The organism is Streptomyces sp. AM6-12 (genome assembly GCF_044327085.1).
GTDB lineage: Bacteria > Actinomycetota > Actinomycetes > Streptomycetales > Streptomycetaceae > Streptomyces.
This window is the reverse complement of the sequence record NZ_JBIQWN010000002.1, coordinates 538,375-551,002: the sequence shown is the minus strand read 5'-3', so window position 1 is coordinate 551,002 and position 12,628 is coordinate 538,375. Positions and strand designations below refer to the sequence as shown.

Here is a 12,628-nt window from a genome sequence, read left to right as displayed (position 1 = left end):
GCGGGTGATCAGCCGGTGGTCAGGGACGTGTCGTCCACGACGAAGCTGGTCTGGAGCGAGGAGTCCTCCACGCCGTTGAACTTCAGGGTGACCGTCTGGCCCGCCAGCGAGGACAGGTCGAAGGTCTTGAGCACGTAGCCCGAGGCCTTGTTGAGGTTCGAGTACGAGGCCAGGGTGGTCGAACCGGCGGTGACCGTCAGCTTGTCGTACGCGGTGCTGCTGGTGGTCTCGGCGGAGTCGATGTGCAGGTAGAAGGAGAGGGTCGCCTTGCAGCCCGCGGGGATCGTCACCGACTGGGACAGGGAGTCGGTGTGCGAGGTGCCGTAGCCGTCCAGCCACGCCTTGTACGAACCGCCGTGGGCCGCCTGACCGCTGTCGTTGGTGATGACGCCGCTGGAGGCGGTCCAGCCGGTGTTGCCCGACTCGAAGCCGGGGTTGGCCAGGAGCTGCGTCGAGGAGCAGCCGCCGCCACCGCCGCTGGTGCTCACGGTCCAGGTGAAGGTCGCGGTGCCGGTCGCGCCGGTGGAGTCCTTCACCGTGACGGTGGTGCTGTAGGTCCCGGCCGCGGTCGGCGTACCGGAGATGACACCGGTGGAGCTGTTGATCGACAGGCCGGTGGGCAGGCCGGAGGCGCTGTAGGTCAGCGCGCCGCCGTTGGTGCTGCTCGCCTGGACCTGGAGGCTGACCGCCGTGCCCACGGTGGAGGACTGGCTGCCCGGATTGGTGACCGTCACGCCGTTGCCCGGCGGGGTGATGTGGCTGCCGACGTTGATGCCCGCGAAGGCGTTGCCGACGCCCGCGTACTGCGCGGAGTTGGTGCCGTAGAGCGCGGCGGCCGCGTTGAGCGCGGCGGTGCGGGCACCGGCGTAGTTGGTGCTGGACGTCATGTACGACGTCAGCGCCTTGTACCAGATCTGGAGGGCGGCGTCCCGGCCGATGCCGGCGACGGCGACGCCGTCCGAGGTCGGGCTGTTGTAGGTCACACCGTTGATGACCTTGGTGCCGCTGCCCTCGGAGAGCAGGTAGAACATGTGGTTCGCCGGGCCCGAGGAGTAGTGCACGTCGAGGTTGCCGACGCCCGAGTACCAGCTGTCCGCCGAGCCGCCGTCCTTGCTGGGCTTGTCCATGTAGCGCAGCGGGGTGCCGTCGCCGTTGATGTCGATCTTCTCGCCGATGAGGTAGTCACCGGGGTCCGAGCTGTTGTTCGCGTAGAACTCCACGCCCGTGCCGAAGATGTCGCTGGTCGCCTCGTTCAGACCGCCGGACTCGCCGCTGTACTCCAGGCCCGCGGTGTTGGAGGTGACGCCGTGGCTCATCTCGTGGCCGGCGACGTCCAGCGCGGTCAGCGGGTCGTTGTTCCCGGAGCCGTCGCCGTAGGTCATGCAGAAGCAGCTGTCGTCCCAGAACGCGTTCACGTACGAATTGCCGTAGTGGACGCGGGAGTAGGCGCCGACCCCGTCGTTCTTGATGCCGCTGCGCCCGAACGTGTTCTTGTAGAAGTCCCAGGTCTCCTGCGCGCCGTAGGCGGCGTCCGCGCCGGCCGTGGCGGCGTTGGAGTTGGTGCCGTCGCCCCAGGTGTCGCTGGTCTGCGAGAACAGGGTGCCGGTGCCGGAGGAGCCGTGGTTCAGGTTGTACGTCTTGTGCCCGCCGCGGGTGCCGTCGGTCAGGGTGTACGACGAGCCCGACTGGGTCGTGGTCAGCGGGACCTGGCCGCTGTAGCGGGTGTTGCCGACGCCGGTGTCGATGCCCTGGTACCGGTACAGCTCCTTGCCGGTGGTGGCGTCGGTGATGACGTGCAGCCGGCTCGGCGTGCCGTCGTCCTGGAAGCCGCCGATCACGGTCTCCCAGGCGAGCTTCGGGGTGCCGCTGCCGGCCCAGATCACCTTGCGGCCGCTGTCCGCGGTGGGCTTCGCGGCGTCCAGGGCCTTGGCTGCCTTCAGCGCCTTGCTCTCGGCAGCGGCCTTGGTGTAGGTCGCCGTGGTCGAGGCGACCTGGATCTTGTGCTTGTTGTTGTACGTGGTGCTCACGGTGCCGGCCGCCAGCGAGGCGGGCGGGGTGTGCACGATGAGGTCGCCGCCGAGGACGGGCAGGCCGTCGTAGGTGCGCTCGTAGCGGGTGTGCAGGGTGCCGTCGGCGTCCTTGGTGACGTCCTTGACGACCAGCTTCTCCTTGGCGCCGAGGCCGAGGGTGCGGGCGGTGTCGGCCGTCTTGTCGCGGGCGCTCTGGATCAGGGCCTTGTGCTGGGCCGGGCTCAGCCTGGCCTCCAGGGCGCCGGCGCGCAGGGGGCTGAGGTGGTGCGCGACGGGCGCGGCGGTCGCCGGGACGGTCTGCATGCCGACGGCGAAGAGGGCCGCGGTGGAGAGCAGGGCGGCTCCTACCGTGGCCCTCTTGGCGAGACGTCCCTGGGGAAGGCGTCCGTGAGGAAGGGATCTGTGGGGTCTCACTCTTACTCCTCCTGCGGAGGCCGCCGGGTCGCGGCCTGTGAGGACCGGACAGCCGGGTCTGCTGTCCGGTGGGCGGTGCTGTGCGGGACCGTGATCCGTGGTGCGTTCGTGGGGGATCAGCGTGCGCTGGGAGAATGGCAGTCTTGAACCGTCCATGTCACCAGCTTGGAGGCCAATCGAGGGTTTTCCCTATGAAGTCGCTGTGTGCTCCCCCAGTGGCCAATTCACGTTCACGAAACACCTGTTGGGGCGCCTGTGACTCAAGGGCCCGACCTGGGAAGATCGAACAGCCGGCGCGATCGAACGGCCGGACAACCCTTCACCCCACAACCCGCGTTCACTCGACAGCCCACGGGAGGGCTCATGACACACGGCACCGAACCGACGCACCGGCTGGTGCCCACCGAGGGCGGCCGGATCCATCTGGTGGAGCAGGGCAGCGGGCCGCTGGTGCTGCTCGTGCACGGCTTCCCGGAGTCCTGGTACTCCTGGCGCCATCAGCTGCCCGCCCTCGCCGCGGCCGGGTACCGGGCGGTGGCCATCGACGTGCGCGGGTACGGCCGTTCCTCCAAGCCCGCCGCCACGGACGCGTACCGGCTGACCGAACTGGTGGCGGACAACGTCGCGGTGGTGCGCGCGCTCGGCGAGGAGACCGCGGTGGTCGTCGGCCACGACTGGGGCTCCCCCATCGCCTCGACCTCCGGCCTGCTCGAACCCGGAGTCTTCCGGGCGGTGGGCATGCTCAGCGTGCCGTACACCCCGCGCGGCGGGCCCCGGCCCACCGAACTCTTCGGCCGCATGGGCGGGGAGGACGAGTTCTACATCTCCTACTTCCAGGAGCCGGGCCGCGCCGAGGCCGAGATCGAACCCGATGTGCACGGCTGGCTCGCGCGCTTCTACCGGGCCCTGTCCGCCGGGACCATGCCCGGACCCGGCGACCCCGCCCCGTACTTCGTCAGCCCCGGCGGCACCCTGCTCGACCGGTGTCCCGCCGGCCCGCCGCCCGGCTGGCTCGGCGAGAGTGAACTCGACTTCTACGCGGGCGAGTTCGAGCGGACCGGGCTGACCGGGGCGCTCAACCGCTACCGGAACATGGACCGCGACTGGGCGGACCTCGCCGCGTACGACGGCGTCCCCCTCACCCGGCCCTCCCTCTTCCTCGGCGGCGCCCTGGACGTCACGATGACCTGGCTGTCCAAGGCCGTCGAGGCGTTCCCCGTCACCCTGCCGGGCCTGCTCTCCTCGCAGTTGCTCGACGACTGCGGCCACTGGATCCAGCAGGAGCGCCCCGAGGAGACCAACCGGCTGCTCATCGACTGGCTGGCCAAGCTCCCCGGCTGAGCCCCGGCAGAGCCCGTGGCAGCGGGAACAGCGGGACGGGACGGTTCGTCGTGCGGGGGTCCGTCCGCATCGACCCTCTTGGGAGAGGCGTGTCCGAGACCACGCCCACCACCGTTTCTCTGCCGTTACTTCCCGCTCTGCGCGCGCAGGCCGAGCGGCCCGCCTCCGCCGGCGACGAGCTGGCCGATTGGAGCACGGACGAGGCGCTGCCCGCCCTCACCGCGCGCTCCCGCACCCCGCTGCTGCTCACCGAGGGCATCCACCGGGTGCTCCAGCAGCCGGACGTCCTGGAGCGCAACCACTGCTTCATGATGATCGGCTCCCGGCTGCGCAAGCCGGGCGGCGCGCTCGGACTCGCGCACCCCAGCGCTCCGGATCAGCAACGGCACCGGGCGGGACGGCCGGGAGCGGCGCGACGCGCCGAAGGTGGGCTGGTGCTGGGCGGGCAACCGGCATACCTGGCTGGGCTTCGCCTCGGCGGCGGCCCGCGAGCGGGTGGAGCGATCCGTCTCCGCCCTGAACGGGGCGGTCACCGTGGTCCGTTGAGCCGAGCCCGGCCGCCCCCACCGGCCGGGGAAGGCCAGGGGGGCGGCCGGGGGCCGGAAACTGATCACACGGTTGTCACACTCGGCTGCCAGACTCGGAGGGGAACCGATGTACGACCGCTGGAGGAGCCCGTGCCGTCCACCCCACGCCCCCTGCGCAAGCTGGGCTTCCTCACGATCGGTCTGTTCGACCCGGCGGACCCGGCACGGGGCCACGAGTCCACCCTGGAGATCATCGAGCTGGGCGAGCGGCTCGGCTTCGACAGTGCCTGGGTCCGCCACCGCCACCTCCAGTACGGCATCTCGTCCCCGATCGCCGTCCTCGCCGCCGCCTCCCAGCGCACCCGCCGCATCGAACTGGGCACCGCGGTCATCCCGCTCGGCTGGGAGAATCCGCTGCGCCTGGCCGAGGACCTGGCGACCGTCGACCTGCTGTCCGGCGGCCGGCTCAATCCGGGGGTCAGCGTGGGCCCGCCGATGCACTACGAGCAGGTCAAGGACGCCCTGTACCCGGACACCGGCGACATCGAGGACTTCGGCTACGAGCGGGTGCGGCGGCTCCTGGACCTGGTGCGCGGCAAGCCCGCCAGCGACTTCAGCGGGGTCGAGGGCTTCGAGGTGTTCAGCGATGTGGTGCAGCCGCACTCCCCCGGTCTCGGCGCCCGGCTGTGGTACGGCGGCGGCAGCCCCGGCTCCGCACGCTGGGCGGGCGAGCACGGAATGAACTTCCTGACCAGCAGCGTCGTCAAGGCGGTGGCTCCGGGCGGCGAGCCGTACGACTTCGCGGCGATACAGCGGTCCCTCATCCGGGAGTTCCGGGCGCACCACCCCGAGGGGGAGGCGGCACGGGTCTCGCAGGGCCTGGTGGTGATACCCACCGACTCGGCGACCCCCGGACAGCGTGCCCGGTACGCCGAGTTCGCGGCCAGGAGACTGCCCCGCACCGCCGCCCCGCAGGGCCCGGCGCGGCTGCTGTTCGCGCCGGACCTGGTCGGCACCTCGGCGGAACTGGCCGAGCGGCTGCGGGCGGACCCGGCGTTCCGCGAGGTGGACGAGGTGGCCTTCGCGCTGCCGTTCACCTTCGCGCACGAGGACTATGTGCAGATCCTGACCGACATGGCGACGAAGCTGGGGCCCGCGCTCGGCTGGCGTCCGTCCGCCTGACCGTCGTACCGGCTCACCAGCGCCGACACGGGTGTGGTCGTTGGGGGCCAGGTGGATGGTGGCCCGGTGGTCCCAGAAGGCGACGCTGCCGGGCGCCCAGCGGAAGCGGACCGTGCACTCGGAGCGGACCGTCTGGTCGAGGAGCATCTGGAGCAGAGCCGCGCTCTCCGGGCGGGAGACGCCGGTGATCTGCTCGACGTAGTAGCCGTTGAGCCTCGCCGACGCCGAGCCGGTGATCGGCGCGCAGGAAGGTCGCGGCGGGCGGATCGACGCGCGCGCCGTGGTCGCAGTGCCAGCCGCGCAGCAGGGTGGGCCGGCGGCGGGCGAGCCATTCCTCGTGGTCCATGCCGTAGCGACCGCCCAGTTCCAGCCGGTCGGCCGTGGTCTCCAGCTCGGGGAAGCCCGGGGGCGAGGCGCCGCCGCGGCGGCCGGGGACGACCGGCTCGCCGAAGCGGCGGGCGAAGGCGACGTGCCCGGCGTGGTCGAGGCGCTGCTCCCGGAAGAACACCGTCTTCCAGCGCAGCACGGCCCGCCGGATCAGGCCGGGCACCGCGTCGTCCGGGGGTGCGGCGAGGTCGACGGCGGTGACCTCGGCACCGATGTGCCCGGCGACGGGCCGCACCTCCACGCCGCCGACCCGCATGTCCACGCCGTCTTCCGTGGCCATGCCGCCGACCCGCGTGTCCTCGCCGGAGCCCGGCTCCCGCCGCTCCGGCTCTCGCGACCGCCCCAGCCCCTCCGGCCGCCCCTACCGGCCCGCGCCGTCCGCCGGCCTCGTCGCGCCCGCCCGGTTGATCACCGCTCACCCTATCCGTGAGGCTGGGAGCACGACACTGTCGAGCGGAAGGTCCCCCCGTGAACGGCATACCGGTGCACACGCTCAACGACGGAACGACGATCCCCGCCCTCGGCCTCGGTACCTGGCCGCTGGACGACACGGCGGCCGAGCGGGCCGTACGCGACGCGCTCGGACTCGGCTACCGGCTGGTGGACACCGCGGTGAACTACCGCAACGAGGCTGGCGTTGGCCGGGCCGTCACGGACGGCGGGGTGCCCCGCGAGGAAGTGGTGGTGACCACCAAGCTCCCCGGCCGCCACCACGGCTACCAGGAGACCCTGGCCTCCTTCGAGGAGTCCCGGCGGCGCCTCGGCCTGGAGTACGTGGACCTGTATCTGATCCACTGGCCCAATCCCCGCGTCGGCAAGTACGTCGACTCCTGGAAGGCGATGATCAAGCTGCGGGAGGACGGCCTGGTCCGCTCGATCGGCGTCTCCAACTTCACCCCGGAGCACATCATACGGCTGGAGAAGGAGACCGGGGTGCTGCCGTCGGTGAACCAGATCGAGCTGCACCCGCTGTTCCCGCAGGAGGAGCTGCGCGCCTTCCACGCGGACCAGGGCATCCTCACCGAGAGCTGGAGCCCGCTGGGGCGGGGCGGCCAGTTGCTGGGCGACCCGGAGGTCGGCCGGATCGCCGACGAGCACGGCGTGAGCCCCGGCCAGGTGCTGCTGCGCTGGCACGTCCAGCTGGGCGCGCTGCCCATCCCGAAGTCCGCCGACCCCGAGCGCCGGCGCGCCAACCTGGACGTCTTCGGCTTCGAGCTGGACTCGGACCAGATGGCCGCCATCGCCCGGCACGCCCCGCGCCGGCTCGGCGGGGACCCGGAGACGCACGAGGAGTTCTGATCCCCGTGTGAGGGGGGTACCCGGTGTCCGGTGTACCGGACGCTGGGAAGGAGCCGCACGTGGCAGCGGAGGACCGGCTGCGGACGTACCGCGGCAAGCGCGACTTCGAGCGGACTCGGGAGCCCTCGGGCGGGCGGTCGCCCGAGGGCGGCGGACTGCCGCGGTTCGTGGTGCAGATCCATGACGCGCGCCGGATGCACTTCGACTTCCGGCTCCAGGTGGACGACGTCCTGAGGTCCTGGTCCGTGCCGAGGGGGCCGTCCGCCGACCCCGGCGACAAGCGGCTCGCGGTGCCGACGGAGGACCATCCGCTGGCGTACGAGGACTTCGAGGGCGTGATCCCGAAGGGCGAGTACGGCGGCGGCACGGTGATCGTGTGGGACCGGGGGACGTACGAGCCGCTGAGCCATGACCGGCAGGGGCGGCCGGTGGACTTCGCCGAGTCGCTGGCGCGCGGGCACGCCACGTTCCGGCTGCACGGCGCCAAGCTGCACGGCGAGTACGCCCTGACCCGCTTCCGGGGCCGGGACGGGGAGGACGCCTGGCTGCTGGTGCGCAAGGGCCGGGCCGGGAAGGCGGCGCACGGCAGCCCCGACCCCCGGCGGGCGCGTTCGGTACGCACCGGACGCACCCTCGCCCAGGTCGCGGCGGACGGCGAGGGGCGATGACGGTCCGGATTCCCTGATTCCGGCCCCAACGGGCGTGCGGCGAGCCTATGTTCGCGCCGGCATCCTTCCCTCCCCTGGAGGCATCCCATGCGCACAGCACCGCGCGGCGCCGCCCTGATCGGCGCCGTCGCCGCCGCCACCGTACTGACCTTCGGGACCGCGGGGGCGACCCCGGCGGGCCCCGGAGTGACCGCCCGCACGCTCAGTGAGCGGACCGTCGACGGCACCGACTACACCCTGCGGGAGATCACCATCCCGCCCGGCCAGAGCACCGGCTGGCACTTCCACGACGGCCCGCTGTACGGCGTGGTGCGCCAGGGCACGCTGAGATACTTCGACTCCTCCTGCGCCCCGGACGGGGTGTACTCGGCGGGCGCGCCGATACAGGAGCCGGCCGGCGCGGGGCACGTGCACATAGGCCGCAACCTCGGAGACACCCCGGTGGTGCTCGACGTGCTGTACGTGCTGCCGCACGGCTCCCCGTTCTCCGAGGACGCGCCGGATCCGGGCTGCGCCTTCCAGTAGGGGCCGATCAGGCGTCGGGGAGCGGCTGTTCGGCCCAGATGGTCTTGCCCGCGGCCGACTGCCTGCTCCCCCAGCGCTGGGTGAGCTGGGCGACCAGCAGCAGTCCCCGGCCACCCTCGTCGTCGGCGTGTGCCCGGCGCAGGTGAGGTGAGGTGGCACTGCCGTCGGAGACCTCGCAGATGAGGGCGCGGTCGCGGATCAGCCGTAGCTGGATGGGGGGTTCGCCGTAGCGGATGGCGTTGGTGACGAGTTCGCTGACGACGAGTTCGGTGACGAACGCGGTCTCCTCCAGCCCCCACGCGGCCAGTTGCTCGCCGGCGGCCTGCCGGGCCACGGCGACCTGGGCAGGATGGGCGGGCACCGCCCAGGTGGCGACCCGGTCGGCGCCCAGGGCGCGGGTGCGCACCAGCAGCAGCGCCACGTCGTCGCACGACTGGTCGGGCAGTACGGCCTTGAGGACGCCGTCGGCCAGCGCGTCGAGGGAGTCGGCCGGCGCCCCGACGGCGCGGCGCAGCGCGTCGTCGGCGCCGTCCGCGCATCCGGCGCGGTGTGCGACCAGGCCGTCGGTGAACAGGGCCACGACCGTGCCCTCGGGCAGCTCCAGCTCGGTCGCCTCGAAGGGCAGTCCGCCGATGCCGAGGGGCGGCCCGGCGGTCATGGGCGCGAGTTCGGCGCCGTCGCCGCCGGGCAGCACCAGGAACGGGGCGGGGTGGCCTGCGGCGGCGAGCGTGAGCCGGCGCGAGACGGGGTCGTAGACGGCGTACACGCAGGTGGCGCCGATCTCGGCGACCTCCTCGCGGCCGTTCTCGGCGGCCAGGTGCGTCACCAGGTCGTCGAGGTGGGTGAGGAGTTCGTCGGGCGGCAGGTCGACGTCGGCGAGGGTGCGCACGGCGGTGCGCAGCCGGCCCATGGTGGCCGAGGAGCTGATGCCGTGGCCCACCACGTCGCCGACGACCAGCCCGACCCGGCCGCCGGAGAGCGGGATGACGTCGAACCAGTCGCCGCCGATCCCGGCCTGCGAGCCGCACGGCAGATAGCGGTGGGCGACGTCGAGCGCGGCCTGTCCGGGCAGCCCGCTCGGCAGCAGGCTGTGCTGGAGGGCGAGGGCGGTACTGCGCTCGCGGGCGAAGCGGCGGGCGTTGTCGATGCAGACGGCGGCGCGGCTGGCCAGTTCCTCGGCGAAGACGGCGTCGTCGGGGCCGTAATCGTCCGGGTGGGCCAGCCGGACGCAGACCGCGACGCCCAGGGTGGTGCCGCGGGCGCGCAGCGGTACGGCGATCATGGAGTGGACGCCCTCCCGGAAGCGGCGGCCCTCGGGCGAGCGCTCGTTGCGGTCCGCGAGCCAGGCCCGGAAGCCGGGCTCCCCGGCCTGGCTGAGCACCGCGTGGCCCCCGCTCAGGGCGAGGGCCGGAGGGGCGGGCGGCCGGTAGATCTGGGTCTCGCCGACCCGCACGGCCACTCCGGGGCTGCCGGGCCGGGTGGACCGGTAGGCGACGCGGTGCAGCTCGACCTCGCCGGCGGCGGACATCGGGGGCTCGTCGGCGCCGAGCACCCAGTCCAGCAGGTCGACGGTGGCGAAGTCGGCGTAGCGCGGGACGAGGATCTCGATCAGTTCCTCGGCGGTGCGCACCACGTCGAGGGTGGTGCCGATGCGGGTGGCCGCCTCGTTGAGCAGGGCGAGCCGGCGTCTGGCCCAGTACTGCTCGCTGCTGTCGTAGGCGGCGATGGCGACCGCGGTCCAGGTGCCGAAGGCGTCGTGCAGCGGCCACATCTCCAGGCTCCAGGAGTGCTCCCGGTTCAGCGCGGGCGCGGCGGCGAAGCTCTCGTAGCGCACCGGCAGGCCGGTCACGGCGACCTCGCGCAGATGGCGCAGGAAGCCCCGGTTGGTCTCGGTGTCGGCCACGGTGTCGGGGAAGAACCGGCCGGTCAGCCCCTCCTCGGGGACGCCGAGGACCTTGCAGGCGGCGTCGTTGAGGCGCAGGTAGCGCTGCTGGAGGTCGAAGACGGACATCGACAGGGACGCCTGCTCGAAGGCCTGGGCGGCGAGCGCTGTGCCGGGGGATTCGGCGGTGACGGCGTAGCCCGCGAGCCGCCCCTCACCGCCGTCGAGGGGGCAGGCGGTGACGGTGAGGTCGAGGCGGTGGCCGTCGCGGTGGCGCAGGGCGACCGTGCCGTGCCGCGTGCCGGTCGGCGCCGTGAGGGCTTCCTGGGGATGCTCCGCGGCGAGCAGGTCCGCCGCGGGGCGGCCCACGACGTCCCCGGCCGGGTGGCCCGTGAGCAGCCGCGCGCCCTCGCTCCACCCGGTCACCCTGCCCCGGGCGTCGATGATCGCCACGGCGGCGACTCGGTCCATAAGGCCCAGAATGATCCGATTCGTTCGGCTCCTCAAGCGCGGGGCCGGGGCGCGGTCAGCCCCGGTGGGCACGCAGGGCGGCGAGGGCCTTGTCGGCGTGGGTGTTCATGCGCAGCTCGCTGCGGACGATCTCCAGCACGGTGCGGTCCTCGCCGATGACGTAGGTGACGCGCTTGGTGGGGGCGAGGGTGAAGCCGCGCCTGACCCCGAACCGCTCACGGACCGTGCCGTCGGCGTCGGACAGCAGCGGCATGCCGAGCGTGTGCCGGCCGGCGAACTCCCGCTGCTTGCCGACGTCGTCGCCGCTGATGCCGACGGGCCGGGCGCCCAGCGCGGCGAACTCGGCGGCGAGGTCGCGGAAGTGGCAGGCCTCGGCGGTGCAGCCGGGGGTGAGGGCGGCGGGGTAGAAGAAGAGGACCACGGGGCCGTCGGCGAGCAGTTCGCCGAGGCTCCGGACGGTCCCGCTCTCGTCGGGGAGGGCGAAGTCCTCCACCTTGTCCCCGACCTGGACGCGCTCGCTCATGACCGGTTCCTCCTCTGGTGGCCTGCCGCCGGATATTACTGGACGGTATGCCGCCGGGTGGCCCGTTCGTACGACCGCTACTCCCGGTCCTCCGGATCCCGCTCCCCCGCCGGCCCTGGCCCCGCACGCCCCGCCGCCGGCTGCCCCGGCTCCCCCTCCGTCTCGGCCGAGTACGCGAGGAAGTCGTCGACCATCCGGTGGAACAGCGTGGCCAGTTGGCGCAGTTCTCCGGGCCGCCAGCCGGCGAGCGCGCGCTGCATCTCGGCGGCCCCGGCCTCCCGGACGCGGCCGACGGCGAGGCGGCCCGCGTCAGTGAGCCGGATCCGCTGGGCGCGCCGGTCGTCGGGGTCGGGCACTCGCGTGACGTAGCCCGCCCGGTGGAGCTGCTGCACGGTCCGGGTCACATGCGAGGCCTCCACGCCGAGGCGGTGCGCCACCTCCCCCGGCCGCATCGGCTCCCAGTCCGCGATCTGCCGCAGCAGCGCCACGGCGGCCCGGTCCAGCGGCACGTCGGCCAGGGTCCGCAGCCGGTCGTGGTGGCGGGTGCGGGAGCCGAGGTAGGTGACGCGGGTGAGGGCGCGCTCGATCTCGGCGACCTCCGGGGAGGCCGGGGTCGGGCCGGGCGGCGTCGGCGCGGGCATGCCTCCAAGTCTACGCAGCCATTGCCCGACTCAACCTTTTCGTCCCGGTGGCGCGCACGGCACGGACCGGTCCGCTCCGGTACGCCCGTCCGGTCCGGCGCCGTGAGCGGGGATCAGGGCCCGCGCCCGCCGCACGGGACGTCCCGCGCCGTCCCACGGGACACGGAAACGGCATGGTGAGGGCTTCGCACGGCAAGGCTGGGCGGCGTGATCACGGTTCGTGGTCACGAGATCGACAGCCGGAGGTTTCCATGATCCGTCGGGCCCTCAAGAGCGTTCTGCCGGCCGCGGCCGCGGCGCTCGCCCTGCTGCCCGTGTCGGCCGGTGCCGCCGCGGCGAGCACCGTCACCGCGCACCCGGTGGCCGCCGTCGCCGCCCCGCGGCACCCCGTCGGCACCCACCCCTACCACACCGGTCTGGTCGCCACCCGCGGCGTCCGGCTCAACGTCCGCTCCGGTCCGGGCACCGGCTACCGCGTCGTCGGCAGCCGCCACTCCAACCGGCTCATCTCGGTCAGTTGCAAGACCTACGGCTCGCGGGTGCACGGCAACCACGTCTGGTACCGGCTCCCCCACCACCACGGCTACGTCTCCGCCCACTACGTGACCACCGGCCGGTACGTCCCCTGGTGCTGACGGGCGACCGCCGCACCACCCACTGACGCCGAGGGCCTGTCCGGGAGCCGCCTCCCGAACAGGCCTTCGGCATGGGGGCGCTTGACCCGGCCCATACCTCGTC

General features: G+C 73.0%; 10 protein-coding genes and 2 pseudogenes. 7 read left to right on the top strand and 5 right to left on the bottom strand.

What is annotated here, in order from left to right; translation table 11 throughout:
* Window positions 1–8: 8 nt before the first annotated feature.
* Complete coding sequence (locus tag ACE4Q9_RS30825; protein ID WP_397988276.1) at window positions 9–2,333, bottom strand: M4 family metallopeptidase; 2,325 nt, start codon at window positions 2,331–2,333, stop codon at window positions 9–11.
* A gap of 474 nt (window positions 2,334–2,807) precedes the next feature.
* On the opposite strand from ACE4Q9_RS30825, the gene ACE4Q9_RS30820 reads away from it, so the two are divergent.
* The 3 genes and pseudogenes from ACE4Q9_RS30820 (at window position 2,808) to ACE4Q9_RS30810 (ending at window position 5,494) form a co-directional block, all read left to right on the top strand.
* Window positions 2,808–3,785, top strand: coding sequence for an alpha/beta fold hydrolase (locus tag ACE4Q9_RS30820; protein ID WP_397987797.1), 978 nt, complete (start codon window positions 2,808–2,810; stop codon window positions 3,783–3,785).
* Window positions 3,704–4,331: pseudogene (locus tag ACE4Q9_RS30815) on the top strand (DUF5701 family protein). The gene ACE4Q9_RS30820 and the pseudogene ACE4Q9_RS30815 overlap by 82 nt, the downstream one beginning before the upstream one ends.
* A gap of 131 nt (window positions 4,332–4,462) precedes the next feature.
* Window positions 4,463–5,494, top strand: coding sequence for an LLM class flavin-dependent oxidoreductase (locus ACE4Q9_RS30810; protein ID WP_397987796.1), 1,032 nt, complete (start codon window positions 4,463–4,465; stop codon window positions 5,492–5,494).
* A gap of 24 nt (window positions 5,495–5,518) precedes the next feature.
* On the opposite strand, the pseudogene ACE4Q9_RS30805 reads toward ACE4Q9_RS30810, so the two are convergent.
* A pseudogene (locus ACE4Q9_RS30805) lies at window positions 5,519–6,161 on the bottom strand (TauD/TfdA dioxygenase family protein); the annotation flags it as partial.
* 188 nt (window positions 6,162–6,349) lie between these two features.
* Here ACE4Q9_RS30805 and ACE4Q9_RS30800 point away from each other — a divergent pair.
* From ACE4Q9_RS30800 to ACE4Q9_RS30790, 3 genes are all read left to right on the top strand, one after another.
* Window positions 6,350–7,180: an aldo/keto reductase gene (locus ACE4Q9_RS30800; RefSeq protein ID WP_397987795.1), complete on the top strand. Its 831-nt coding sequence runs from the start codon at window positions 6,350–6,352 to the stop codon at window positions 7,178–7,180.
* 59 nt (window positions 7,181–7,239) lie between these two features.
* Window positions 7,240–7,848, top strand: coding sequence for a DNA polymerase ligase N-terminal domain-containing protein (locus ACE4Q9_RS30795; RefSeq protein WP_397987794.1), 609 nt, complete (start codon window positions 7,240–7,242; stop codon window positions 7,846–7,848).
* Window positions 7,849–7,935: 87 nt separating this feature from the next.
* Window positions 7,936–8,373, top strand: a complete 438-nt coding sequence (locus tag ACE4Q9_RS30790) for a cupin domain-containing protein (protein WP_397987793.1) — start codon at window positions 7,936–7,938, stop codon at window positions 8,371–8,373.
* 7 nt (window positions 8,374–8,380) lie between these two features.
* On the opposite strand, the gene ACE4Q9_RS30785 is transcribed toward ACE4Q9_RS30790, so the two are convergent.
* The 3 genes from ACE4Q9_RS30785 to ACE4Q9_RS30775 form a co-directional block, all read right to left on the bottom strand.
* Window positions 8,381–10,726: a SpoIIE family protein phosphatase gene (locus tag ACE4Q9_RS30785; RefSeq protein WP_397987792.1), complete on the bottom strand. Its 2,346-nt coding sequence runs from the start codon at window positions 10,724–10,726 to the stop codon at window positions 8,381–8,383.
* A gap of 55 nt (window positions 10,727–10,781) precedes the next feature.
* Window positions 10,782–11,249: a peroxiredoxin gene (locus ACE4Q9_RS30780; RefSeq protein ID WP_397987791.1), complete on the bottom strand. Its 468-nt coding sequence runs from the start codon at window positions 11,247–11,249 to the stop codon at window positions 10,782–10,784.
* A 77-nt stretch (window positions 11,250–11,326) separates the two neighbouring features.
* On the bottom strand, window positions 11,327–11,890 hold the full coding sequence (locus tag ACE4Q9_RS30775) for a MarR family winged helix-turn-helix transcriptional regulator (RefSeq protein WP_397987790.1): 564 nt from the start codon (window positions 11,888–11,890) through the stop codon (window positions 11,327–11,329).
* A gap of 251 nt (window positions 11,891–12,141) precedes the next feature.
* Here ACE4Q9_RS30775 and ACE4Q9_RS30770 point away from each other — a divergent pair, with 251 nt between their 5' ends.
* Window positions 12,142–12,525: an SH3 domain-containing protein gene (locus ACE4Q9_RS30770; RefSeq protein WP_397987789.1), complete on the top strand. Its 384-nt coding sequence runs from the start codon at window positions 12,142–12,144 to the stop codon at window positions 12,523–12,525.
* Window positions 12,526–12,628 lie beyond the last annotated feature (103 nt).

What these genes read in the sequence shown, in the direction of transcription:
- ACE4Q9_RS30825 (WP_397988276.1), bottom strand. Translation starts at nt 2,333, where the DNA reads ATGCAGACCGTCCCGGCGACCGCCGCGCCCGTCGCGCACCACCTCAGC.
- ACE4Q9_RS30820 (WP_397987797.1), top strand. Translation starts at nt 2,808, where the DNA reads ATGACACACGGCACCGAACCGACGCACCGGCTGGTGCCCACCGAGGGC.
- ACE4Q9_RS30790 (WP_397987793.1), top strand. Translation starts at nt 7,936, where the DNA reads ATGCGCACAGCACCGCGCGGCGCCGCCCTGATCGGCGCCGTCGCCGCC.
- ACE4Q9_RS30785 (WP_397987792.1), bottom strand. Translation starts at nt 10,726, where the DNA reads ATGGACCGAGTCGCCGCCGTGGCGATCATCGACGCCCGGGGCAGGGTG.
- ACE4Q9_RS30780 (WP_397987791.1), bottom strand. Translation starts at nt 11,249, where the DNA reads ATGAGCGAGCGCGTCCAGGTCGGGGACAAGGTGGAGGACTTCGCCCTC.
- ACE4Q9_RS30775 (WP_397987790.1), bottom strand. Translation starts at nt 11,890, where the DNA reads ATGCCCGCGCCGACGCCGCCCGGCCCGACCCCGGCCTCCCCGGAGGTC.
- ACE4Q9_RS30770 (WP_397987789.1), top strand. Translation starts at nt 12,142, where the DNA reads ATGATCCGTCGGGCCCTCAAGAGCGTTCTGCCGGCCGCGGCCGCGGCG.